At 60.9% G+C, this 24,477-nt stretch carries 22 protein-coding genes and 1 riboswitch; of the genes, 3 read left to right on the top strand and 19 right to left on the bottom strand.

The window, feature by feature from the left end; genetic code table 11:
* Together AC5STB_RS12810 and AC5STB_RS12805 are read right to left on the bottom strand one after the other, a co-directional pair.
* A complete protein-coding gene (locus AC5STB_RS12810; protein WP_495443200.1) occupies positions 1–984 on the bottom strand; it encodes a membrane dipeptidase in 984 nt (327 codons plus the stop codon).
* Between the two features lie 137 nt (positions 985–1,121).
* Positions 1,122–2,567, bottom strand: a complete 1,446-nt coding sequence (locus AC5STB_RS12805; RefSeq protein ID WP_495443199.1) for an aldehyde dehydrogenase family protein — start codon at positions 2,565–2,567, stop codon at positions 1,122–1,124.
* A gap of 104 nt (positions 2,568–2,671) precedes the next feature.
* On the opposite strand from AC5STB_RS12805, the gene AC5STB_RS12800 reads away from it, so the two are divergent.
* Entirely contained in the window at positions 2,672–3,556 is an 885-nt protein-coding gene (locus tag AC5STB_RS12800; RefSeq protein WP_495443198.1) for a LysR family transcriptional regulator, read from the top strand.
* Positions 3,557–3,605: 49 nt separating this feature from the next.
* On the opposite strand, the gene AC5STB_RS12795 is transcribed toward AC5STB_RS12800, so the two are convergent.
* From AC5STB_RS12795 to AC5STB_RS12715, 17 genes are all read right to left on the bottom strand, one after another.
* Positions 3,606–4,367: an ABC transporter ATP-binding protein gene (locus AC5STB_RS12795; RefSeq protein ID WP_495443197.1), complete on the bottom strand. Its 762-nt coding sequence runs from the start codon at positions 4,365–4,367 to the stop codon at positions 3,606–3,608.
* Positions 4,364–5,413 carry a FecCD family ABC transporter permease gene (locus tag AC5STB_RS12790; RefSeq protein WP_495443196.1) on the bottom strand — a complete coding sequence of 350 codons (1,050 nt, stop codon included), beginning with the start codon at positions 5,411–5,413 and terminating at the stop codon, positions 4,364–4,366. Before AC5STB_RS12790 ends, AC5STB_RS12795 begins: the two co-directional genes overlap by 4 nt.
* Positions 5,410–6,420 carry an ABC transporter substrate-binding protein gene (locus tag AC5STB_RS12785; RefSeq protein ID WP_495443195.1) on the bottom strand — a complete coding sequence of 337 codons (1,011 nt, stop codon included), beginning with the start codon at positions 6,418–6,420 and terminating at the stop codon, positions 5,410–5,412. Before AC5STB_RS12785 ends, AC5STB_RS12790 begins: the two co-directional genes overlap by 4 nt.
* A gap of 142 nt (positions 6,421–6,562) precedes the next feature.
* Positions 6,563–6,755, bottom strand: a riboswitch (cobalamin riboswitch).
* A gap of 199 nt (positions 6,756–6,954) precedes the next feature.
* Positions 6,955–8,568 carry a chemotaxis protein CheW gene (locus tag AC5STB_RS12780; RefSeq protein ID WP_495443194.1) on the bottom strand — a complete coding sequence of 538 codons (1,614 nt, stop codon included), beginning with the start codon at positions 8,566–8,568 and terminating at the stop codon, positions 6,955–6,957.
* Complete coding sequence (locus AC5STB_RS12775; RefSeq protein ID WP_495443193.1) at positions 8,565–9,056, bottom strand: chemotaxis protein CheD; 492 nt, start codon at positions 9,054–9,056, stop codon at positions 8,565–8,567. Before AC5STB_RS12775 ends, AC5STB_RS12780 begins: the two co-directional genes overlap by 4 nt.
* Entirely contained in the window at positions 9,047–9,901 is an 855-nt protein-coding gene (locus tag AC5STB_RS12770) for a CheR family methyltransferase (RefSeq protein ID WP_495443192.1), read from the bottom strand. The genes AC5STB_RS12775 and AC5STB_RS12770 overlap by 10 nt, the downstream gene beginning before the upstream one ends.
* Before the next feature lie 27 nt (positions 9,902–9,928).
* Complete coding sequence (locus AC5STB_RS12765; protein ID WP_495443191.1) at positions 9,929–11,827, bottom strand: methyl-accepting chemotaxis protein; 1,899 nt, start codon at positions 11,825–11,827, stop codon at positions 9,929–9,931.
* Between the two features lie 285 nt (positions 11,828–12,112).
* On the bottom strand, positions 12,113–13,162 hold the full coding sequence (locus tag AC5STB_RS12760; protein WP_495443190.1) for a permease: 1,050 nt from the start codon (positions 13,160–13,162) through the stop codon (positions 12,113–12,115).
* Positions 13,163–13,217: 55 nt separating this feature from the next.
* The gene (locus AC5STB_RS12755) at positions 13,218–13,535 is read right to left on the bottom strand and encodes an ArsR/SmtB family transcription factor (RefSeq protein WP_495443189.1); all 318 of its coding nucleotides are present in this window, start codon (positions 13,533–13,535) and stop codon (positions 13,218–13,220) included.
* 156 nt (positions 13,536–13,691) lie between these two features.
* Complete coding sequence (locus tag AC5STB_RS12750; protein WP_495443188.1) at positions 13,692–15,707, bottom strand: putative 2-aminoethylphosphonate ABC transporter permease subunit; 2,016 nt, start codon at positions 15,705–15,707, stop codon at positions 13,692–13,694.
* A gap of 5 nt (positions 15,708–15,712) precedes the next feature.
* Positions 15,713–16,819, bottom strand: coding sequence for a putative 2-aminoethylphosphonate ABC transporter ATP-binding protein (locus tag AC5STB_RS12745; protein WP_495443187.1), 1,107 nt, complete (start codon positions 16,817–16,819; stop codon positions 15,713–15,715).
* Positions 16,820–16,955: 136 nt separating this feature from the next.
* The gene (locus tag AC5STB_RS12740; RefSeq protein WP_495443186.1) at positions 16,956–17,975 is read right to left on the bottom strand and encodes a putative 2-aminoethylphosphonate ABC transporter substrate-binding protein; all 1,020 of its coding nucleotides are present in this window, start codon (positions 17,973–17,975) and stop codon (positions 16,956–16,958) included.
* Between the two features lie 222 nt (positions 17,976–18,197).
* On the bottom strand, positions 18,198–19,769 hold the full coding sequence (locus tag AC5STB_RS12735) for an SGNH/GDSL hydrolase family protein (RefSeq protein ID WP_495443185.1): 1,572 nt from the start codon (positions 19,767–19,769) through the stop codon (positions 18,198–18,200).
* A 45-nt stretch (positions 19,770–19,814) separates the two neighbouring features.
* Positions 19,815–20,060 carry a hypothetical protein gene (locus tag AC5STB_RS12730; protein ID WP_495443184.1) on the bottom strand — a complete coding sequence of 82 codons (246 nt, stop codon included), beginning with the start codon at positions 20,058–20,060 and terminating at the stop codon, positions 19,815–19,817.
* A 145-nt stretch (positions 20,061–20,205) separates the two neighbouring features.
* Complete coding sequence (locus AC5STB_RS12725; RefSeq protein ID WP_495443183.1) at positions 20,206–20,451, bottom strand: hypothetical protein; 246 nt, start codon at positions 20,449–20,451, stop codon at positions 20,206–20,208.
* 299 nt (positions 20,452–20,750) lie between these two features.
* Complete coding sequence (locus tag AC5STB_RS12720; RefSeq protein WP_495443182.1) at positions 20,751–21,317, bottom strand: UbiX family flavin prenyltransferase; 567 nt, start codon at positions 21,315–21,317, stop codon at positions 20,751–20,753.
* Positions 21,314–22,822 (bottom strand): UbiD family decarboxylase, encoded by a 1,509-nt coding sequence (locus AC5STB_RS12715; RefSeq protein ID WP_495444601.1) that lies wholly within the window; start codon positions 22,820–22,822, stop codon positions 21,314–21,316. Before AC5STB_RS12715 ends, AC5STB_RS12720 begins: the two co-directional genes overlap by 4 nt.
* Positions 22,823–23,008: 186 nt before the next feature.
* Here AC5STB_RS12715 and ubiT point away from each other — a divergent pair, with 186 nt between their 5' ends.
* Both ubiT and ubiU read left to right on the top strand, forming a co-directional pair.
* Positions 23,009–23,500, top strand: a complete 492-nt coding sequence (gene ubiT / locus AC5STB_RS12710; RefSeq protein WP_495443181.1) for a ubiquinone anaerobic biosynthesis accessory factor UbiT — start codon at positions 23,009–23,011, stop codon at positions 23,498–23,500.
* Complete coding sequence (ubiU, locus tag AC5STB_RS12705; RefSeq protein ID WP_495444600.1) at positions 23,500–24,477, top strand: ubiquinone anaerobic biosynthesis protein UbiU; 978 nt, start codon at positions 23,500–23,502, stop codon at positions 24,475–24,477. The genes ubiT and ubiU overlap by 1 nt, the downstream gene beginning before the upstream one ends.

The following is a 24,477-nucleotide window of genomic DNA, read 5'->3' as shown; positions in this document are numbered from 1 at the left end:
CTATCCCTTTGGGCCAAAGTTTTCGGCGAAGAACCGGTACCAGTTCCCACCCATGATGCCGCTGACCTCGTCATCGTTCATGCCCGTCGCGCGAAGGCCGTCTTCGATGTTTCCAAAGTCGCGGTTGTCCTTGAACCAGCTGGGCATTGCCGGGAAGCCCGGCGCGGCGGCTGATCCTTCGCCGTAGTCGATTTCCTTGGTCCAGCGGCCGACCCGCATCCATTCGACGACGCTGTCAGGCTGGTTCTGGCAGAGGTCGGTGCCGATGCCGAGGTGTTCTGCCCCGTATTTCTCTGCGGTGCGTGCAATCATCTCGCAGAAGCTTTGCAGGGTGCAGTCCGATTTATCCTTGAGGTGGTGGGGATACACCGAGAAGCCCAGCATGCCGCCGTGGCCAGTCACCGCGCGGATCACATCGTCCTTCTTGTTGCGCAGCGCAGGCGACCATTCATGCGGGTTGGCATGGGTGATGGCGATGGGGCGGGTGGATATCTCCGCCGCCTCGATGGTGGAGCGGTCGGCGGAGTGGCTCATGTCCACCACCAGGCCCACCCGGTTCATCTCTTTGATGACCTGCTTGCCCATACGGGTGATGCCCGTGTCCTCGGCCTCATAACAACCGGTCGCCAGCAGCGACTGGTTGTTATAGGTGAGCTGCATGAAACGGGCGCCCAGGGTGTGCAAGATCTCAACCAGGCCGATGTCGTCCTCCATCGGCGAAGGATTCTGGAAGCCGAAGAACACCGCGGTGCGGCCGGTTTCGCGGGCCTTGTCGATGTCGGAGGCCCACTGCCCCTTCATGATCAGGTCCGGGTACTGCTCGAACCAGCGGTTCCACTGCTCGAAGTTCAGAACCGTCTCGCGGAAGTTCTCGTGATAGGCAATGGTGACTTGGATCGCGTCCACATTGCCTTCGCGCAGCTGGCGGAAGATCTTTTCCGACCAGTTGGCATATTGCAGGCAGTCGATACGGTATCCGGTCATTCAAGCACCTCGGTTTTCAAAGTCCAGCACCCGGCCTTCTGGCGGCGGGCAGGAAGCGCCCGCCGCAGGGGAAACATGGAGGGCGGGCGCGTCCGCAAACTGGCAGGCCGGTATCCGGCGCTGCCACAGTTTCAGTTTCAGACCGGCTTGCCGGCGCTGATGTAGGCGGTCTTGACGGTGGTATAGAACTCCGCCGCTGCCTTACCCTGCTCGCGCGGGCCATAGGAGCTGTCGCCGCGGCCGCCGAAGGGCACGTGGTAGTCGGTGCCTGCGGTCGGCAGGTTGACGGTGACGACACCGGTTCGCGCGTTGCGGCGGAAATGGGTGGCACGGGCCAGCGACTGGGTCACGATGCCCGAGGTCAAGCCGAAGTTGGTGTCGTTGACCACCGCCAGTGCCTCATCATAGCTGCCGACCTTGATCACGGAGGTCAGCGGCGCAAACATTTCCTCGCGGTTGATGCGCATGTCGTTGGTGGTGTTCAGGAAAACGCCGGGGGACATGTAGAAGCCTTCGTGCGGCATCTCCAGCCGCTGGCCGCCGCAGGCCAGCTCGGCGCCTTCGGTTCTGCCCAGTTCGACATAAGCCAGGTTCTCATTCAGCTGCTGCTCGCTGACGACCGGCCCCATCTGCACGCCCTCTTCCAGCGCGTGGCCCACTTTCATGGCCTGTGCCCCGGCGACAAGCTTGTCGACGAAGGCGTCATGAACAGCCGCGTGGACCACGAGCCGGGAGGAAGCGGTGCATTTCTGACCGGTGCCGCCAAAGGCGCCGCCCAGTGACAGCGCAACGGCCAGATCCAGATCGGCATCGTCCATCACCGCCAGCGCGTTCTTGGAGCCCATTTCCATTTGCACCTTGGTCAGGTTCTGGATGGCAGCGGCGGCGATGCCTTTGCCCACCGGCACCGAGCCGGTAAAGGAGATCGCGTTCACCTTGGGGCTTTCGACCAGGCGCTGGCCGATCGAGCGGCCTGAGCCCATGACCAGCGAGAACAGGCCCTTGGGGATGTCCTGGCGCTCGATGATCTCGGTCAGGGCCACGGCTGATGCCGGGGTGATGTTCGCCGGTTTCCAGACCACGGCATTGCCATAGCAAAGCGCCGGTGCAATTTTCCAGGATGCGGTTGCAGTCGGGAAGTTCCAGGGGCTGATGATCGCCACCACGCCTACCGCCTCGCGGCGCACGTCGACTTCGATGTCGGGGCGCACTGAGTCGGCGTTTTCGCCGATCTGGCGCAGGCATTCGGCAGCGTAATAGGTGAAGAACTGGCCGGCGCGGTAGACTTCGCCCTTGCCCTCGGCCAGCGGCTTGCCTTCTTCGCGGCTCAGCAGCGTGCCCAGTTCCTCGGCGCGTTCCATCAGCTCATTGCCGATGTTCATCAGAACCGCCTGTTTGCGCTCAAGGCCGTATGCCGCCCATTCGCGCTGCGCGACTTGAGCCTGATCAAGGGTGGCTTCCAGCTGATCGGCGCTGGCCTGGGCAAACATGCCGACCAGATCGCTCAGATCCGAAGGGTTGCGGTTTTCGATTTCGCTTTCGCCCGCCAGCCATTCGCCGGCAATCAGGTTGAGTTTGGTCACGGAGAAGCCCCAGATGCTGAATTTCAGATTTGCAGCAGGATGGACTCCGCAGCCCACATCAGTCAAACTCAATAAACTGTAAGCAACTTCAGGATTTCTGAAGCGTGACTCTGAAAATCGAAATGCTGCGCGCCTTCTGCACCGTGGCGCAGACCGGCAATCTGTCCGAGGCCGCCAACCGGCTGGGCCGGACTCAATCCGCGGTTTCCATGACGCTCAAGCAGATGGAAGACCATTTGGGCAAGAAACTGTTTGAGGGCGAGCGCAAGAACCAGCTGTCGCCATTGGGGCAACAGGTTTTTGAACTGGCGCAGCAGCAAGTGCGCCGCTTTGACCAGACCGTGCAAAGCATCGAGCTGGCCGCGGAAGCGGCCCACGGATTGCTGCAGATCGTCTCGGTCCCCTCCGTTGCGGCGCTGGTTTTCCCGGCAGTTCTGGAACATATGACAGCACGCCACCCTGGCCTGAAAGTGGAGTTGCGCGACACTGACACTCAGGAAGTGCTGGATGCGCTGGCGGAGGGAAAGGCGGATATCGGCATCGCTTCTGGTCATCACCCGCTGAACGGTGTCAGGGCTGTGCCGCTGTTCGAGGACCGTTTTGGCTTGGTTTGCGCAACCGATCACCCGCTGTACCTGCAGAAGGCCGCCCCCACAATTGCCGATGTGACCAGCGCGTCCTTTGTCGGCAATGCCCTGTGCGATCTGATCCGGAACGAGCGTTTCGTTAAGGCGAGCAGCAATGCGGATGTGACGATCCACAACACCCATTCGCTGATTACCATGGTGCGGACCGGCAAATGGGTCACGGTGCTGCCGCAGACCGTTGCACGGTTCATGCCGGAGGCAACCGCCTTCCGTCCGATCGCCGACCTGCCCGACAAGCGGGCAGTCTACCTGTACCAGCGCGAGCGGTCGCGCTTTGCAGCGCTGACTGAGGAGTGCTGCACTTTCATTCAATCCTGCGGCCTGTCCGGCGAGCCAGACTGAAACAGTCTGCGCGGTGCCAAAAAAGAACTCAGCGCCCGCCGGTGCGAAATCAGGCTAGCTGAAAGGACAGGAAGGGGTCCTCGCCCCCGGCATCCCGGACCCAACGGGCCTTGATTCCGAAGATTTCAGAAACGGTTTCCGGCGCCAGCGCCTGGCTGGGCGGCCCAAACGCCAGAAGTCGCCCGTGCGACAGCACCGCAACCTGGTCGCAGGTCAGCGCCTGATTCAAGTCATGCAGGGCAACCACAGTTGTCACTTTCAGATTGCGGATACAATTCAGGATCGACAGCTGGTGGTGAATATCCAGATGGTTCGTCGGCTCGTCCAGCAGCAAAAGCCCAGGCCGCTGTGCAAGGGCCCGGGCGATGTGCAGCCGCTGCCGTTCGCCGCCAGACAACGTGGCCCATTCGCGGCGGGCAAAACCTTCCATCTCCACCGTGCGCAGCGCCTTGTCTACCAGCAGCGTGTCTTCTCCGCTCCAGGGTTTCAACGTTGACAGCCATGGGGTGCGGCCCAGTTCCACGACCGACCGCGCGGTGATGCGCTCAGCCGTATCTGCCTGCTGTTCGACGATGGCGATCCGCTGGGCGATGTCCCGGCGGGTGAGTCCGGCCAGCGGTTTTTCCGCCAGCAGCACCTCGCCCTGCGCAGGCCGTGCCAGGCCGGACAGCAGGCGCATCAGGGTCGACTTGCCGGAGCCGTTGGGGCCGACAAGCGCCAGCGTTTCCCCTGGCTGCGCCGTCAGCGAGACGTCTTCCAGCAAAGTCTTGCCGCGCACAGCGAAGGACAGATTGCGGGCCTCGATCTTCATCGTGCCGCCTTTTGACCGCGTATCAGAATCACCGCAAAGGATGGTGCCCCGATCAGGGCAGTGACCACGCCGATGGGCAGCACCTGGCCGGGGATGATGATGCGGGACACAATGTCGGCGGCAATCAGGAAAACGGCGCCGGTCAGCGCCGCGGCGGGCATCAGCCTGCGGTGGCCCGGACCGACCAGGAACCGCGCTGCATGCGGGATCACCAGGCCTACAAAACCGATGGAGCCGACGATCGACACCATCACCGCGGTCATCAGCGCGGTAGCGAAGATCAGCACCACCTGCACCCTCCGGACCGGAATCCCGAGCGACGCCGCCGAGTCGCTGCCAAAGGTGAAGGCATCGAGGGCGCGTGCGTGAAACCGGCAGATCATCCAGCCTGCCAACGCCAGCGGCACCGCCAGCCACACATCCGGCCAGCGAACGCCGCTGAGGTTGCCCATCAGCCAAAACATGATACCGCGAGCCTGATCGGCATTGGCGGACTTGGCGATAACAAAGGCGGTCAATGCGTTGAACAGCTGCGAGCCGGCAATGCCCGCCAGCACGATCTGCGCTGCGGCTGCACGATTGTCCCCTGCCCCGGCCGCTCGCGCCAGGATGGCAACAAAGCCAAACGCCAGCAGCGCCCCGTTGAAGGCGCCAAAGGAGAGCGACAGGGCGCCGCCGCCGAGCCCGGCAATGGTGACGGCAACCGCCCCGGTCGAGGCACCCGCCGAAATGCCCAGGATGTAAGGATCGGCCAGCGCGTTGCGCAGCAAGGCCTGCAGCACCACCCCGGTCACCGCCAGCGCTGCCCCGCAGGCCGCAGCCACCAGCGCCCGCGGCAGCCGGTAGCTCCAGATGATACCCTGATCCACCGGGTCCACCACTAGCCCCGCCCCGGCCAGCTTGTTGGCTAGAACGGACAGAATAAGGTCAGGCGCAAGCGGGGTTTCCCCGATCATTGCGCCTGCCAGAACCGCCGCAGCCAGCACCGGCAGGGCCAGGCAAGCGCCCCGGACGCCCTGCAATGCCAGTGCAGCGGCTGCGCTCATGCGCCGTTGCCGATCGCGCTGAGTTCAGCGGCCAGGTCCTCCAGCGCCGGGATGGCGCGGATGGTGGCGTCCATGGCCTGGGCGTCCATCACGACGATACGGTTGTTCTTTACCGCATCCATCTGGCTGGCGACCGGATCATTGCGCAGGAACTCCAGCTTCTTCTCGTAATCATCCGCAGCAAAGCGGCGGCGGTCCATACGGGCAATCACGATCACCGTGGGGTTGGCCTTGGCGATGGTTTCCCAGCCGACGGTCGGCCATTCCTCGTCAGTCTCAATAACATTGCGCAGGCCCAGTTGCTGCATCATGTATCCCGGCGCGCCCTTCTGGCCGGCCACAAACGGGTCGCTTTCCATCTCCGGCGAAGAGAACCAGAACACGGCAGAGGCGTCGTCCAGTGCAACCTCCTGCGCCTTGGCAACAGCTGCGGCTTCACGGGCCTTGTAGTCGGCAACCAACGCTGCACCCTTTTCGGCCTCTCCGAAGATCGCCGCCAGTTCCTCAATGCCCTGATACAGGCTCTTAGTGGTGAACATCTGGGTGCGGGTGCCGTCGCCGCCGGTGGTGTTGTCCTTGCCAACGCAATCCGCGGGCATCACATAGGTGGGGATGCCGAGATCATGGAACTGCTCGCGCTTGGCGACAACACCTTCGGGTCCGACGTGCCATTCATATTGCGCCGCCACCAGTCCCGGGCGTTTGGCCACCACGCTTTCAAAGCTCGGATCGTTGTCGGCCAGCCGCTCTACCTTGTCGTTCACGTCCGCGTATTCGGGCAGCACGTCGTTGAACCAGACCGAGGTGCCAAGCACTTTGCCGCCCAGCTCCAGAGCATAAAGCACCTCTGTCGCGGCCTGACCGACGGTCACGGCGGACGCAACCGGCGCCTCGAAGGTGACGGTCTCGCCGCAGTTTTGAAGGGTCAGCGGGAAAGCCTCGCCGGCCGCTGCGGCCTGAGCTGCCGCAAAGAAAGAAAGGCCCATCAGGCCGGAACGCAGAAACATGATTTCGATCTCCATCTGTCAATGACCGGAGAACGGGTGAAAGGGCATTGACCGGTTAAGCAGGAGCCTGGCCCCCTTTATGCGGCACCGGACAGCGGCGGCACACCTTACCGGCAACCTCCCCGGACAACCCCGTCCGGTGTGTTTCGGTTTTTCGCCGGCAGGTCTCCTGACTGGCGGGTCACTGTCTGCCCCGTCTTCCCGGACCGCTCTGGTCCAGTGACACGATGGGACAGCACTCGCCGCCTACAGTTGCGGGGGCAGTTCCGTTTGGCGCCGGCTGGCGCCGCGGATTCCCTCTTAGCCCTTACGGGACCGGTGAAGCGCGCGTAGCGCATCACATTCGCTGCGGCAAGAAAAAGTTCACCGGATTGCAGGAATCTTCACGCAGAGAAGGAAGACCTGCCGCACTGCGGAAGCCAAAAGTCCTGCAACAACCCTGGTCTGATTGCGACCACTGCAAGCGCGGGCAGGCCCGCCCAGGCAAAGCGGCGGTCCCTGCCCGCGGCCTGCGGCACGCGTTGCTGGGCGGCGCTATGCGGCCTTAAAGCAGCGGTCGACCAAAGCGGTTGTGTCCATGATCAAAATCGACTCGGGCTTGCCATCAGGGGACTTGTGCTGCAGGCATCCGGTTACATCCTCGGTAATGCTCTTGGACGCTTGCTGCTGGTCCAAGGGCTTCAGCTCAGCAACCCGGTTTTCCGTCGTGATGATGATTTCATCGACGGAATCCACGAGGATTCCGAATTTCTGCGCGCCATGCCTGAAAATCAACACCTTCTGGTCCTGGCTGGACACCGGCGGCAAGCCGTAGAGCACCCGCGGATTGAAAAGAGTGATCAATTCCCCCCGCAAATTGAGGATGCCTTCGACAAAACTGAGCGAGAACGGTGGCTCAAGCAGGTCCTTGGGGCGGTTGATCACTTCACTGACCTGAGACGTATCCAGGGCAAATCTCTTTTCAAACGTGAATTTGATAAACGTGCGGCGCGCTGCCCGGGTCGCCAGATCGGCGGCTTTTTCCTCCTCCGTATCGGGTGGATAGATCTCTTGGCAGGACTTTGCCGCTGCCAGAAAACTGGGTTCTTGCAGAAGTTTTTCCGGATCCAGCATCATGACGATTTGATTTTTCTTATCAATCAGGCACCCATTGACCAGATCCCCGCGCGGCAGTGCGAGCTTGGCGAACGGCCGTACTTCATCCTCGTAATAGGGCAGAATGCTGTCGATGGAAAACACCATCAGCCCGACTGGCCCTTCGGCAGTTTCGACCACCAGCATTCTGCGCTCCTTGGGCAAGGTCGCCCCAAACACAAACTTTGCGCCGTCCCCCATGAAGCCGCGAAAATCTATGACTGGCAGAATGACGCCACGCAGGTTTGCAGTGCCGATCACGTTGCCGCCCGTCAGAAGGGACTGCTCCAGCTTGGGGACAGTCTTGACTTCTTTCACGTGCCGCAGGTCCATGGCACAGGTGGTATGGCCGGTCTGAAAGGACACGCAGGCGAGTTTCTTGCCTCTGCTGCGTTTGACGGCCTCCTGCCCGGCGCCATTATCGGCCCTCGGAAGCTTTTCCAGGTTCAGCAGTTCATGCGGGTCCAGCACCTGGACCAGCCTTTCACCCTTATCGAATTTCAGCACCCCGTCGATGACAACATCCTTGATGCCCTCGCCATTGGGGCGGAAATCCACCCGTGCCACGCCTTTACCGTTCAGGACCTCTCCTGTCCTGTCAAACAGAAGGCCGATGCAATGCGCCCCATGTTCGACAATGGCAACCTTGCGTGGTTGCGTGCTGTCAGTTGCGGGAAACTCCAGCAACCTGCGCAGGTCAATCACCGGAACAATCATGCCCCGTAGGTTGAACAGGCCCAGCATAAATGGCGGTGCAAGCGGCACCGGAGAGATGTCATCCGGTTCGTTCACGATCTCCTGAAGCGCAGTGACAGGGATGGCAAATTCGCTATCGTCAATCAGAAAGGAGCCGTATTTTTCAGCGTGGCCTTGCCGCGCCCGGCCGCCGGTGCTCTCGACAGGCTTCTGCGGCTCGGCAGCACCCGGTAGGCCGGCATTACCGGCGGGATTTTCGCCTTCTCCAGGCAGCTTGCCGGGGCCAAGAACCAGCGGTTCTGAGGTGTCGGGTTTCATCTGTGTGCCCCCAAACGCGGGATGGACTTAACTGTGAATTCGCCGCTTGTGCAGTCGATGGTCACCTGCCTTCCCTGCACTCCCCCGACGTCTTCATGGATGTTGCGGACACCGGCCTCCCGCAGGGCCCGGTAGGCGGAACGTGCATTGATGGCTCCGACAAGCCGGGCGGGATCTGTATCAGCAGGCATTGTCATATTGGCACCGCCAACGATGATTGCCTTAACTTGACGCAGATCTTTGCCGGAAACCTCCATCAGGGACTGCAGCGATTTGAGTGCCTGATCCACGTGCCTGCCACTGATTGCATCGCTCGCTTCCGGCGACTTAGACAGCAGGCAATGGGCCAGCCCGCAAAGCCCCTTGGCCGGTTGGAGAAGGCCGAGGCCTATGCAGGAGCCCAGGATCGCATTCAGCGATTGCCCCGCCCGGCCGGTCTTCACCTGCCCGATCTGAACATGAATTTTCTGCACCTCATTCACGCACATGGGCTGCCCACCCTGGCGGCCGGCCGGTAAATGATCGGGGCGACTTGTTCAAACCCGGTGCGCAGGTTGTTCAATGTCTCACTCTCGCCAATGAACAGGACGCCATCGGGTTTAATCAGGTCACGGATATGCCTGAGGATCTTTTCCTGATCCTCGTCGGTGAAGTAGATCAGCACGTTACGCAGGAACACCGCATCAAACGGGCTGGTTCCGCCGAGCTTTTCCAGCAGATTGTGCAGCTTGAACTTCAAGCGCGCCCGGACTTGAGGCACCGCCCTGTACCCTGCTGCATCGCTGCCGGTCATTTGACTGGCGAACAACTCGGACTGCTCCTTGCGGAAGCGCGCAATTGAGCGGCCGTTGTAGACCCCCTTTTGCGCCACATCCAGCACCCGGGAAGAAACATCAGTGCCCAGCACAGAGTAGTCGAACCCCGGTTTCGCCAAGCGCTGATGTTCCAGCATCGCACCGATGGTATGCGCCTCCTCCCCGGTCGAGGCCGCTGCCGACCAGACCCGCATGCGGCGGTTCTGACCGTTTGCCAGGAATTCAGGAATGAACACGTCCTGGAAGTAATCCCAGACCCGCGGGGTGCGGTAGAAGTAGGTCTCGTTGGTGGTCACCCGGTTGGTCAGCTCCTGCATCTCCTCCGGGTCTTCGGACAGGCGGGAGATGTAGGCGGCAAAACTCGGCTCATTGACCTCGCGCAGCCGGCGGCGCAGCCGGCTGACCAGCATTGTTTTCCGGGTTTCACCGATGGTAATCCCGGTATTTTGATGAACAATGGCACGGAGTTTGGAAAAATCCCCATCGCTCATAGTGACGTCTGTGTCAGGTTTTCTCATGCCCCCTCCTTAGACCAGTGCGACGGGTCAGCAGCCGAGCTTGCCGACTTCTGCTTTCAGCTCTTGGGCTCCGGTATTCAGCTCTTCCGTTGCTGCCGCGATGGTGTCGGAGGCAATGACGGCCTCTTCTGACGCATCGACGATGCTCTGGATCGCTTCTGCCACATCCCGCGCCGCGGTTTGCTGCTCGTTGGCGGCAACCGAGATCTGAGCGATGGAATCGGTGGTATCGGTAATCCCCGTCAGGATCTTGGTGAAGGCGGCGCCGGCCTCTCTGGAGACCTCACTGCCCTGGCTCACCCGTTTCACCGTATCACTGATCAGCTTGCTGATTTCCTTGGCCGATTGCGACGACCGCTCTGCCAGCTTACGCACCTCATCGGCAACCACTGAAAAGCCCAGGCCATGCTCGCCAGCCCGCGCCGCCTCAATCGCGGCGTTAAAGGCCAACAGGTTTGTCTGACTGGCAATTTCGCTGATGGTCTTTACGATTTCGCTGATTTCCTCGGAAGAGGCATTGATCAGGTCCATGGCTTCAATCGAACGCTCGATCGCCTGAGCACCCAGATCGGCTTCTTCCTTGGTCTTCTGAGCGATTTCATCGGAATGGTTGCTGTTTTGGGCAATCGAGTCGATGGAGGCACTCAGTTCTTCGACAGAAGCACTGATCTCTTCTGTCGTGCATCCCAGTGTCTGGGCGCCGCTGGCGACCGTCAATGCCTGTTCAGATATCGCCTTGGACTGCTCGGCAAACCCTGAAGCGATCCGGGTGACCTCTTGTTCGACGCGCTTTGCAGCGGTGATGTTGGTTGCAAACTTCACGACCTTGATAGGTTTGCCATCGGCATTGAGCACCGGATTATAAGACGCGTTTATCCAAACCTCTTCGCCCCCCTTTCCGAAGCGCCGGAATTCACCGGCCGCAAACTCGCCTGTGGCCAGATCCGCCCAAAATTTCCGGTACTCAGCAGTTCGGGTGTAGTCTGAATCGCAGAACATCCGGTGGTGCTGGCCGCGGATTTCCTCCAGCGCGTAACCAACCGTGTTCAAGAAGTTTTCATTGGCGGTCAGAATGGTGCCGTCGAGGTCAAACTCGATCATCGCCTGAGCCCGGCTGATTGCGGCCATCTTGCCGTCCTGCTCCGCTGTGCGCTGCTTTTCACTGGTGATGTTGGTCGCAAACTTAACAACTTTGAACGGCTTGCCGTCCGCATCGAAGATTGGATTGTAGGACGCGTTGATCCACACCTCCTCGCCCCCCTTGCCGAAACGCTTGAATTCACCGGCCGAAAACTCACCCGCGGCCAGATCCGCCCAGAACTTCCGGTACTCGGCAGAGCCGGCATAGGCCGGGTCGCAAAACATGCGGTGATGCTGGCCGCGGATTTCCTCCAATGAATAGCCAACTGTGTTCAGAAAATTCTCATTGGCAGTCAGAATGGTGCCGTCCAGCTCGAACTCAATCATTGCTTGAGCCCGGCTGATCGCCGCAGTCTTGCCCTCTTGCTCCGCTGTGTGCAGTTTCTGGCTGGTGATGTTGGTGGCGAATTTGACAACTTTGAACGGTTTGCCGTCTGCATTGAAGATCGGGTTGTAGGAGGCGTTAATCCATACTTCTGAACCGCCCTTGCCGAAACGCTTGTACTCCCCGGCAGAAAATTCCCCCATCGCCAGTTGCAGCCAGAAATCGCGGTACTCATCCGAAGCGGCGTATGCCGGTTCACAGAACATGCGGTGATGGCGGCCCTGAATCTCCTCCAGTGCATAGCCGACCGTCGCCAGAAAATTCTCATTTGCCGTTATAATCGTGCCGTCCAGCTCAAACTCAATGACAGCTTGAACCCGGTTGATAGCATCAACAACCCCTGCAAGTTCAGCACTGCCGTGATCGGAAACTGCAGCAGCAGCCGGTTCGTTCGCACCCATACTTTCGCCTCACTCGTTTAGGTAACGGATTAGCTTCAACTTGAGGGTGAGCCGTTAATAACCTCATACCAATGTATCGAATGCATGTTTCAGCCGGAGTTTTTATTCATAAAATACAACCAAAAGATGACCCGCCCCCATCTGCCCAGAATTGGCGGGCACCCCAGCGGTGCAACTGCGCCTAGCGGTCTGGCTGACGTGCTGCCTGCTGACGCAGGCCTCGGCGGTCAGGGCGGCCGCGAAGAGAACGCCCAAGCACCCAAGGGCGCCCGGGCCATTTTCAGGTCAGACTGCGTACCAGAGCTGGTAGAGCAGGCCCACAGCGAAGGCGCCGGACAGCGACAGACCGAGGTAGAGTGCGAAGACCTGCAGGCGGGCCAGCGCCCAGACCGCCATCGCTGCGGGGATCGAGGTGACGCCGCCGGCAACAAGGAAGGCAAGACCAGCACCGGGCGCCATGCCTTGATCGATCAGACCGCCGACCAGCGGCAGCGCGGCGTAGCCGTTGAGATAGGCAGGCACACCGACCAGAGTCGCGGTGACAATCGGCAGCAGGCCTTCACCGCCCAAAGCAGAGGCCACGGTTTCTGCCGGAACCCAGGCCAGCATCAAGCTTTCCAGAATAAAAGCCAGCAGCAGCCATTTGGCCAGGAACAGGGCTGTGGTCCAGGCAGTTGTTGCGAATTTCGCACGGCGCCCTGCCTCGCGCCAGAATTTCCAGACCACCGGCTTGGGCGCGCGCATTTTGGAGCCGCCGCAGCCGCCGTTGCCAACACCTTCGCGCAACGGGTCCGTCAATGCCCCGGTATGGCTCAGCATGTGGACGGTCAGCCCGCCGAACAAGCCCAGGCCGACAGCGGCAATGGTTTTGGCGACGGCGAACTCGATGCCCAGCACGCCTGCTGTGAGAAAGAACATTGAGGGGTCCATGATCGGCGAGGCCAGCCAGAATGCCATGACGGCTGACAGCGGCACTCCCATCGCCAGAAGCGCTGCGATAAGCGGGATCACTCCGCAGGAGCAGAACGGTGACAGCCCGCCAGCCACCGCCCCTAGGGCGATCATCAGGAGCGGCGAGCCGGTAAACGCCTTGGCCACCAGGTTGTCCGCACCGGTCGCCCCGGCCCAGGCCGCGACGGCAATGGAAAACAGCAGGTATGGCGCAGTGTGGAGCAGCGCCGCTCCGGCAAAGGCTGCGCTGCCCGCGGATTGCGCAGGATCGAACAGGGCCAGCAGCAGCAGGATGACCGCGGAGGCTGCCCAAACCCGCTGATCCTTGGCAAACCGCCAGATCGCGGCGCCGGGCCTTGGGGAGTTTTCGGTTGTGCTTGTCATTTCCAAATCACCAGTTTTATAGTTTCTTTCAATCCAAGAAAAGGCCGCCTGCGTCTCAAGCGGTCTCCTCCTTTGCCGTCAGGGTCACACCCGCGCAGCATTCCGACGTCAGAAAGTTCACCACAGACAGCATGACGGGATAGTCGACCCGGTTGTACACTTCGCGCCCGCGCTTTTCCTGCACCACCAGTTTGGCATCGACCAGCGTTGACAGGTGGTGCGCCAGTGTGGAAGCCGCCAAGCCAAGATGATCAGCGATGTCGCCAACCCGCAGCCCGTCCTCCCCGGCTTTGACAAGCAGCCGGAAGATGGCCAGGCGGGCGTCGTGGCCCAGGGCGGCAAGGGCGCGGGCATTGAAGCTTGATGTTGTCACACCTCAAAAATAACCACAAAACCAGTTTTGTCAATATAACTGTGTCGCGCCGCGCGTTGCCGTGGCGTCCAGACCGGTCTTGTTGTGCTCTATGGCACCCAAGGCTGGTGCAACTGGCCGCGCCTCACATGCGGCGGCCAGTTGCCAGTGTTTTGGCTAGCGGCTGCGCCAGGCCTGGGTACGGCGCAGGATGCCGCGGGAGGCCAGCAGGTGAAGGATCCGGGCCAGAGCGTTGGTGTAGAAGATCATCATCCCCATGGCCGCTGCCGGGGCAATGTCGCCTGCGTCATCCATATTCAGCACCGCAATCGACGCCAGTGTGGTTTTGGGCGAATAGAGGAACACCACTGCCGACACCGTCGTCATCGCGTTGACGAAGAGATAGATGGAGATGTCCAGGACCGCCGGCAGGCAAACCGGAACCGTGACGCGGGCGAACAGCTTCATGGTCGGCTGCTTGAGCGACGCGGCGACAGACTCAAACTCCCGGTCCATCTGCTTGAGTGCGGTAACCGCTGTCAGATGCGAAACTGTGTAAAAGTGGGTAACGGTGCACACCACCAGGATTGCCATGGTGCCGTAGATCGCGTTAAGCGGGTTGGCCGGATTGTTGAAGAAAAAGATATACGCCAGCCCCAGCACCATGCCCGGGATCGCCATCGGCAGCATTGCAAACATCTGGAAGATGGCGCGCCCGGTGCGGAAGCCTTTGGATTTTTCCACCAGATACGCGCCGAAGAACACCACCGCGGTGCCAGCCACAGCCGTCATCAGCGCCAGCTTGATGGAGTTCACATACGACCCCCAGCCGCCGCCATCCATTTTGTCGAACTGATAGTTGTTCAGGCTGAAGCTCAGGTCATAGGGCCAGAACTTGATCAGCGCCGCGAACTGGCAAACCGCCAGCAGCCCAGCGATGAAGATGCCGATCAGGGTGCAATAGGCAAAGAAGATCCGGTCCGTTTTCTTGTTCGGCTGCGGCTCATAAGGCACCGAACGGGCCGACAGCAGCGCCACCTGTTTCGATTGCACCATACGGTCGATGGCAAAGGCGAGGATCGCCGGGATCACCAGCACCACTGAGACCACGGCGCCCATTTCAAAGTTCTGCTGGCCAATCACCTGCTTGTAGATGTCCACCGCCAATACGTTGAATTGGCCACCGATCACCTTGGGCAGGCCGAAGTCAGTGATCACCAGGTTGAAGACCACGAAAGCGGCAGAGATCAGGCCATAGCGCGCGCCTGGCACCGTGACGGTCCAGAAAGTGCGCCAGGGGGTGGAGCGCAGGCTGGCCGCAGCCTCGTACAGGCGTGCGTCAGAGATTGCCAGCGCGGTTGAGATGATGATGAAGGCATGCGGGAAGGTGAAGAAAACCGAACCGATCACGATGCCAATAGGGCCGTATATACTGGCGCCGAACAGCAGCTCCTTGATCATGCCCTGGTTGCCGAACAGGTAAACCAAAGCGATGCCCGGCAGCAGCGACGGCACCAGGATCGGCGCCATGGCAATCAGGCGGAACACACCCTTGTATTTCATGCAGCTGCGGTTCAGCGCATAGGCGAACCAGAAGGCCAGCGAAACGGTCACAACCGTGCTCAGCACCGCAATCCACAGCGAATTCTTGATTGAATTGAACAGCGCCGGCGTCGAGAAGTAGGAGACAAAGTTGTCCAGCCCCTGCGCTTTTACCGGCCGCAATTGCACCCGGCGGAAGGTATTGGAGTCCAGGGTGGCCCATTCGGTGCCGGTCTGCAGGTTGGAGCCTATCAGGAAACGGCCTGTGCCGGAGGTATTGCGGATCTGATACATCACCGGGCTGCGGAAGCTGAAGTCCGGGAAGAAACCGGTGACCGGCAGCCGCCCGTCGGCGCCGGTGGACAAATCGGCTTCGGCAAAGGTGCCGGTGCGGGCATTCAGCTCGGCACCGGTCAGCACTGTGCCGTCAAACTGTCCGGCTTCGTCGCTGACCTGGAATTCATACTGCGACAGCTCCATCCGGTACGTCGAGAACGATTTGGACAGCATCGCATAGAGCGGAAACACCATCGACACGACCAGATACAGCGCGATGATGATCATACTGCCGCGCATGATGATGTCGTCGCGGCTGAGCTTGCCCTTGATCAACGGGCCTGCGGGCAGGACATCCTGGGTTGTATCAGTCATCTGCTTCACCCCCCCTGCCCGTCTTGTGCAAAGGCCATCAGCCGGTTGTCCGGCAGTTCGATTTCCATCTGGCAGCCTGCGTCAAGCTCCAGGCGCCGCACTGCGTTGATGGAGAAGTCGGCAATCAGCTCCTTGCCGCCAAAGCGTTCATTGGTCAGGCGGCAGCGCCAGAAGGAGCCGAGGAATTCCATCTCGGCCAGCTGCACATCAATACAATTCCGGTTGCCGCTGCTTTCCAGGTAGCCGGTCTCGTGCGGGATAACATCCTCGGGCCGGATGGCGGCAATGACGGGCGTGCCGTCGGCAAATTCATGCGACAGGCAGGCAAAGGTCTTTTCGCCCACCGCAAGGCGGCCGCCCTTGGCAACGGAAGAACTGATCTGGTTCATCTCGCCGATGAACTCGGCCACAAACAGATTGGCCGGTTCCCGGTAGATTTCAGTGGGGGAGCCGACCTGCTCGATCACCCCGTGGTTCATCACCACGATGCGGTCGGCCATGGCCAGCGCCTCTTCCTGGTCATGGGTCACCATGATGGTGGTGACGCCCAATTTGCGCTGCAGTTCCTTGATCTCGTGGCGCAGGTGAACACGCACCTTGGCATCCAGTGCCGACAGCGGCTCATCCAGCAAAAGAAGGCCGGGATTAGTGGCAATGGCACGCGCCAAGGCAATCCGCTGCTGCTGGCCCCCAGACAGCTGTGCCGGGTATTTGCGGCCTTGGTCCGGAAGCCCGACCAGTTCCAGAAGTTCAGCGACGCGCGAATTGATCTCCGGCTTGCTGCGGCCTGCATTTTCAAGGCCGAAGGCGATGTTCTTTTCGATCGTGAGGTTCGGGAACAATGCATAGGATTGGAACACGATCCCAAAGTCGCGCTCTGACGGAGGCAGGTTGGAGACATCCTGACTGCCCTGTGTCACCGTGCCCTTGGATTGCAGGTCCAGGCCGGCAATTGCGCGCAGCAGGGTGGTCTTGCCGCAGCCTGAGGGGCCAAGGAAGCAGATGAATTCGCCGTCCTTCACGTCCAGAGAAATGTCCTTTAGCGCGATGAAGCTGCCGAAGGCTTTCCAAAGATCGCGAATGCTCAGGTAGGTTTCTTTTGGCGGGGTCATTTGAAGCACGTCGTCAGTCCTTGCATATGCCGGCACCGCGCCTTGGCTGTTTTCAGCAGGCGGCATGGCTCAGGGCATGGGGCAATGTGATACAGAAAGGCGAAAGGGGCGAAGGCTGGCCTCCGCCCCTGAAGGCTCATTTCGCTTCCGACTTGCCGTCGTAGCGGGCCTGCCATTCCTTCAGGATAGCGGCGCGGTTGTTGGCGGCGAATTCGAAGTCATTGTCGATCATAGCGTCCAGAAGGCCTTCGGGGAAATATTCGACCGGTTTGGCGACACCCGGATAAGCGACAACCGCATAGCCGGTGTTGTACATTTCATTGGCTTCCTTGGTGACGGTGAAATCAACCAGCGTCTGCGCCGCTTCCAGATTTGCGGTACCTGCCACAATGGCGGTTGCCTCCATGTCCCAGCCGACGCCTTCGGACGGAACAATAATCTCTAGCGGTGCGCCTGCAGCCTTGGACTTGGCCCCGCGGAAGGCAAAGGAAATGCCAATCGGGATTTCACCAGATGCCGCCAGCTTGCAGGGTTTGGAGCCGGAATGGGTGTAACGCGCGATGTTTTCGTGCAGCGCGTCCATGAACTTCCACCCCTCTTCCTCGCCAAACATCTGCAGCCAGCTGGAGACATCGAGGAAGCCGGTGCCGGAAGAATTCGGGTTCGGCATGATCACATGACCCGCGTATTGGGGATCGGTCAGATCCTTCCAGGATGCCGGCGGTGTCAGGCCCAGTTTCTCTGCCTCCACCGTGTTGTAGCAGACAGAGGCCACCCAGGCGTCCATGCCGACCCAGCTTGGCGGGTTGTCGCCGTCGACAAATTTGGGGTCGAGGTCGTCAACCCCGGCCGGCGCATAGGCTTCCAGCATCCCTTCTGACTTCAGCAGCAAGAGCGAAGTTGCGGCTAGCCCCCAGACCACATCGGCCTGCGGATTGTCCCGCTCTGCCAGCAGCTTGGCGGTAATGATCCCGGTAGAGTCCCGCACCCAGTTGATCTTGATATCCGGATGGCTCTGATTGAAGGTCTCTGCATACCGCGCAAGGTCTTCCGCCTCCACCGCAGTGTAGACGGTCAGCTCTGTTTCAGCCAGCCCGGCAGTGGCTGCCGTCATGGTGAAGGCCAGAGCGGTTAAAAATGACGCTTTCTGTTTCATGGATTTCCTCTGTTGGCTTGATGTCACTTTTTGACGCCTTCTGACGAGACGCTTTGGACTTATGGTTTTTAGTGACTGGCAGTTTGACAGAAATGCAGAGCAAGAAAAATCGATTATACACATCATATCATAGGTCAAACCTATGGAACCAGCCAGGGCTGTTCACCTGCCCTGGCGGGGATCGTGCCCGAGCTTTTGTTAAGTCCAAAGCCTGCCCTGGCGTCAATACAACAGCGCGTCGCTGGATGACGGTGCAGAAACTGCCGCCCAGTAATCCGCTGCGGGAAACCAGTCGAGGCCATCAAACTCTGTTCTGATGCTGTTGCGGCTTGCGATGGCGTGAATGAACTCCACGCCAAACACTGTGATGCCAAGCTCGCTCAGAACACCATCTTCGCCACCGCTCTCAAAAGCAAGGTAACTGGCCTCGTCCAGAACAAGATAAAGCGTGTCGTCTCCTGTGCCGCCTCGAAACACATCGTTTGAAGGTCCGCCGCCGCCAATGAGTGCCGTTTCCGTGAAGATGAATGTGTCATTACCCGCTCCGCCGAAAACCGTATCATCGCCGCGTCCGTCCACGATGACATCCCTGCCCGCAGCGCCGCGCAGCTCGTCCGCGCCGTCACCGCCGCTGAGGATATCGTTGCCTTTGCGGCCCTTCACGATGTCATTGCCGCTGCCGCCGAGCAGAATGTCCTTGCCGCCGCCGCCATGGAGTTCGTCATCGCCCGTGCCGCCGACTACGACATCATTGCCGCGGCCAGCCCTTACAGTGTCATCTCCGCCCAGCGCAAAAACGGCGTTGGCATCCGGCCCCGGGCTCAAGATGTTAGCGCCGTTATCCAACAGCGCGGTCGTGCCGCCGCCCATGACAAATTCAGCGTAAGCCCCCCAAACCTGATGCGCCGTTTCCGCCGGATGAATGGCGTCCCACGCCAGAACCTGGTCGCTGTCGAACGCACTTCCGTCGATCAGGTAGTCTGTCCGGTCCGCGAGTATGCCAAACCCCTCCGGGTCTTCGGTAACCGCTTTTGAAACCGCGAACAGGTCAACAGACCTGGCATCGATACCGTCGTTGCGAAGTTCCGCAATTCTGCCGCCGAGTCCGGCATTGAACATGTCGACCAGCAGATCCGCAAACCCTGCCTGTTCGGGCGGGAGCGTGTCGAACTCCGGATAGAAGCTATCGGCAGGCTGAGTTGCCAGAAAAACCGTGCCAACCCCTGCAGCGCTGGTGGTTTCGGCAGCGGAAACAATCTGCGCAATCAACGCCTCGACTACTGGCGACGCAAGCGCCAGAAATTCAGCCGGGTTGGTGATATTCTGTTCCTTTACGGTCCTCAGAAGATCAATGAAGTCATTGCCGCCAATCAGAAAAAACGCCGCAGAATCAGGCGGCACGCCACGGGCGGCATCCCTTTCAAAATCTTCAACTTGCGCTTCGAGATCGATCAGGCCCTCCAGCGGGCCGTCGCCCAAGGCTGTTGCCGTTGCCACTGCGTAGTTCCCGACCTTGAAGCCACCGAGTGCGGCAGCATAGCTGGCATGGGTCAGTGCATTGGTCACAGCGCCTTCTGGTCCGACCTCGCCGAAACTGCCGATCACTGTCTGCCGGGCCACAATTTTTGCTTCAGTCCGAAGCTGTTCCAGATCTTCCGACGAAGGAAACCCGCCAAAGCTGGCGATCAAATCCAACAGGATAACCGGTTCAATGACTGATGCCAGAATATCTACGGCATTGCCTTCGTCTGTCAGGCTGTCGCCGAAGTAATAGACTTCTGAAAATGGTGTCATCATCGCCCCCTTCGGGAGCCGCCGCGGCAGCCCCAATCGACTGGATCAAAAGAAGACGAAGCGCAGCACTTTCAACCCAGTGCCATGCAGCATTCTTGCGTGCGCGCCACTGCTGAATATGGAGCGGGTCAGCCCCTTGGCAAGACTGAACAGTGACCGGCGATCGGGAGAATAACGCAAGGGCTGGCGCTGATTGCCGGGGTAGCCGATACCGGGGTTGCCCGCTTCAAACTCGCCCAGCTGATCTTGCCACACACGGCGAAGATGCTCAAAAGCGTTTTTTCCCCGCAAAGACCCAGCATTGTTCGATAGGGGGGCGGACCCTCGGCCGCTTCCCACGGTGCGCTCCACCGGTCTGCACGCAGCTGAGAGGCGCTGTAGCAGTCCCGGATTGACGGCGACGTCTTCTTACGCGAGCGCAAGTTCAAAACCTGCCTCAGCTCTTTGCGGCCGGTTTCCTGCAGACGGCACCCGGCCCGTAGACGCCAGAGGCATAACATTGGAACTGCGCAGCAGTTGCCCAAGCAATTGCGAGTTCCGCATCCCGGTCGGTGGTGCCTGTCAGAACCGGATGCAGCAGCACTCCGACGCCTTTGCTTGTCAGTTGGCGGGCGGTTTTCGGGAACGGGAAGTTATAGCAGATCGACATGCCGAAGCGGCCTGCCCCCGGCACGTCGAACACACAAAACTCAGTGCCGGCCGAAATCCCCGCCTCATACGGTGAAAAGGGCCATCAGAATTTCAATCAGGTAGCGTACCCCTTCAACATTTGAGTGCAACGCGCCAACGTGCGTTTGAACACCAGCAACAGCAAAAGGTGTCATGAGGGAGGAGCTCCAGCTGTATTAGTTCAAGCCGGTTTATGAGGGTTGGCAACCTTGGCTAGACCGTTTTTCCACTTGCCAGCATCATTCGTTGCAGCCGGGACTGCGGGAGTTCGGCTGGCGCAGCCCATTGCGCCGCACTCCGACCGCTTCCGCTCTATGGAGACCAGGACTGCGCACGCGGCGCGGACAACGCCAACATGTCGACCGCCCGGGCAGCAATCTGGTGGGAAGCTTGTTCGATGGTGTCATGCGCCAGATAAAATGCGGGAACCGGCGGCATGACAATGGCCCCCATTTCCGTCACCGCCGCCATGTTCCGGAGGTGAGCCAAAGTCAGCGGTGTCTCGCGCGCGAGCAGAACCAGCCGCCTGCGCTCCTTGAGCTGGACGCCAGCAGCCCGCGTCAGCAAGTTATCATCAAGCCCGTGCGCAATTGCGGCCAGTGAACGCATCGAACAAGGCGCGACGATCATTCCTGCCGCCGGAACCGATCCTGATGCGATGGCTGCACCGATGTCATGCACCGGGTGGCTGCGCGCTGCCAGGTTCCGGAGCGCTTTCACGGCATCCGGGCCGCATTCCTGGTCAAGGGTCCGTTCGGCAGCGGCACTGGCCACAAGATCAATCTCCACGCCTTGCTTCTGCAAGTGCCGCGCAACTGCCAGGCTGAGCATGGCGCCGGACGCGCCCGACACCCCCAGCACAACCCGCTGGCCGCTCATACGGTCAGCTCCGGCATCAGCCGGGCCACCAGATCCGCGGCAAAGGCCTGATCCTTGGCATCCCCCCGCATGACTTGCCCCCATTCCCGGGTCGTCTCGCTGCCGATTTTCGTCGTCGCGTCGATGCCGATCTTGCCCGCTAGACCCGGCTGCGGCGAAGCAAAGTCGAGATAGTCCATCGGTGTATTCTCCAGAACCATGACATCGCGGGACGGGTCCATGCGGGTGGCCAGCACCCAGGCGATATCATCCCAGTTTCTCGGGTCGGTATCAGCATCCACGGCGATCATCATTTTGGTATAACTGAATTGCGGCAGCATCCCCCACAGCGCCATCATCACCCGCCGGGCCTGACCGGGGTAGCGTTTGTCGATGCTGACAATGGCAATGCGGTAGGAGCATGCAGCGGGCGGCAGCCACAGGTCGCGGACTTCGGGAATTTGCGCCTGCACCGTTGGCAGGGCCAGCCGGTTGAACACCTCGCCGATGATGGCAGGCTCATCCGGCGGCCGGCCGGTATAGGTGGAGAGATACAGAGGATATTCGCGATGCGTCACCGCGCTCACTTGCATAACGGGAAAGGGCTCCGCCGGATTGTAATAGCCCGTATGGTCGCCAAAGGGGCCTTCGGGCGCGGTCTTTGCGGCGGACACCCAGCCTTCCAGCACGATCTCTGCATCGGCAGGCACCATCAGCGGTATGGTCTTGCAGGGCACCAGGCGCGGGCGCGCCCCGCTGAGAGCGCCGGCGAAAGTCAGCTCCGACACCGTTTCCGGCAGGGGAAGAGCTGCGGACAGCAGCGTTGCCGGATCTGCTCCCAGAACCACGGCAACCGGCATCGGCTCCCCTTGCCTGACCCAACTGCGGTGGTGCGCAGCACCGCCCCGATGCGGCAGCCAGCGCATGATCAGCCGCGAACGATCCAGAATCTGGGTCCGGTAGACCCCTGCATTGTAGATGTTGACGTCCTCCGGGGCGCTGCCGTGGGGGCGGGTTATCACAACGGGCCAGGTGATCAGCGGCCCGGCGTCCCCGGGCCAGTGGGTCTGTACCGGAAGGCCATCAAGGCCAGCATCCGGCCCTTCTCGGATGATGGCCTGAACCGGGGCGGATTTCACCGTCTTCGGCCGGGTGGCCAGCGCCGCCCTGAGCATGGGCCAGCGGGACAAGGCATCGCGCAGCCCGTCCGGCGGGGCCGGTGACCTGAGCGCCGCCAGAAAGCGTCCCAGATCGTCCAGACCTTCCTGCGGCACCCCAAGGCCGGCCGCCACGCGTTCAGCAGTTCCGAACAGGTTCACCACCACCGGGATGTCCGAAACCTGACCGCCGTCCAGCACCGGGCGGTCGAATTTCAGCACCGGGCCGCCAGCCTCCAGCACCGCCCGGTGCACCGCCGTCATCTGATGCCGGACAGAGACCGGGTCGCCGACCTTCTGGAACTGCCCGGCTGAAGCGCACCAATCGAGGAAATGGCGAAGGCTGGGATATGGCGGAAGTGTGCGAATTGGACCGCTCCAGTGCTGGTTTACACCGATCCCTAGCAAAGTTTCCCGCCGCGAATTTGTCCGCCGTCAAACTCTGGCCGCGTGCAGGGCCATAAACCCACTGCAGTCGAAGCCACCGGAGGGAAGGATATATTTTTGCCACACGCCCAGCCACAGATCCCAATTTGTCCGGCAGCCCTAGCGCGCTTGCTGCGCGTCGTACCCCTTGTCCCCGTTTCGCTTTCGCTCACGGCCTGTTCCCGGCGGATCGCCAAGCGCCACCCGGGCCTGTTCCGCCGCCTGGGCGAGCACAGCCGCAAACGGTTTGTCCTGGACCCAACCGATCTGCCCGTTCTTCTTTGCCTTGATCCCAACGCGGGCCAGCCGAAAGTCCGTGCGCTGCGCGGCAGCTGTGACGGCGACGCCAGGATATCCGGACCGCTGGCAGCACTGCTAGGCCTGGTTCACGGAACCTATGACGGAGACGCACTGTTTTTTTCGCGGGACCTGGTGATTGAGGGCGATACCGCGGCGGCGCTGGCGTTGCGCAATGCAGTGGACGACGCCGAGCTGGACATCTCGCAGGAAATCGCCGCCATGTCCGGACCGTTTGCCCGGTTTCTGTTGCGGGCCGTTGCCTTTGCCGAGAGGCGCACAGGCGTTCCCCTGGCCCGGCCGGAGGAGGAAACAGCATGGTGATGGAAATCGTCTGCCCGGCAGGCACGCCTGCAGCCCTGCGGGCCGCTGTCAAGGCCGGGGCGCATACGGTCTACTGCGGCTTCAACGACGAAACCAACGCGCGCAATTTCCCGGGCCTCAATTTCGATCGCGCAGAAATGCGCGAAGGCGTGGGTTTTGCCCACTATCACGGCGCCAAGGTTCTGGTGGCGATCAACACATTCCCCCGCGCAGGCGATCAGCCCCTATGGCACCGCGCCATTGACGACGCCGCGCAATCCGGCGCGGATGCCGTGATCCTGGCGGACCCTGGGTTGCTGAACTACGCCGCGCGCAGCCAACCAGACCTGCGGCTGCATCTTTCGGTACAGGCCGCAGCCGCCAATGCCGACATCATCAATTTTTATGCCAGCACATTCGGCGTAAAACGGGTGGTTCTGCCGCGCGTCCTCTCTGTGCCGGAAATCGCGGCCATCAACGCAGAAACAGAGGTGGAAACCGAGGTCTTTGTCTTTGGCGGATTGTGCGTAATGGCCGAAGGGCGCTGTTCGCTTTCGTCCTATGCGACCGGGCTGTCGCCCAACATGAACGGAGTCTGCTCTCCCGCCAGCCATGTGGAGTACAGCGACGACGATGGCGCGCTGGATGCCAGGCTGGGCGGATTTACCATCCACCGTGTGGCAAAGGATGAGCCTGCGCCCTATCCGACCCTGTGCAAGGGCTGCTTCTCGGCGGGCAGTCAGACCGGCCACCTGTTTGAAGACCCGGTCAGCCTCAACGCAGAGCAGCTGATCCCTCAGCTGCAAAAGGCCGGTGTCACCGCGCTGAAGATCGAAGGGCGTCAGCGTTCGAAATCCTACGTGGCGCAGGTCGTGCGCAACTTCCGCGCTGCCGTTGATGCGCTGGAGGCTGGCCAGCCGCTGCCGCAGGGCATGCTGGCGCGGCTGTCCGAGGGCCAGGCGATGACCACCGGCGCCTATAAGAAAACCTGGAGATAA

Source organism: Leisingera sp. CC-HEC093 (assembly GCF_059429195.1).
This window is presented reverse-complemented; position numbering and strand designations above follow the sequence as displayed.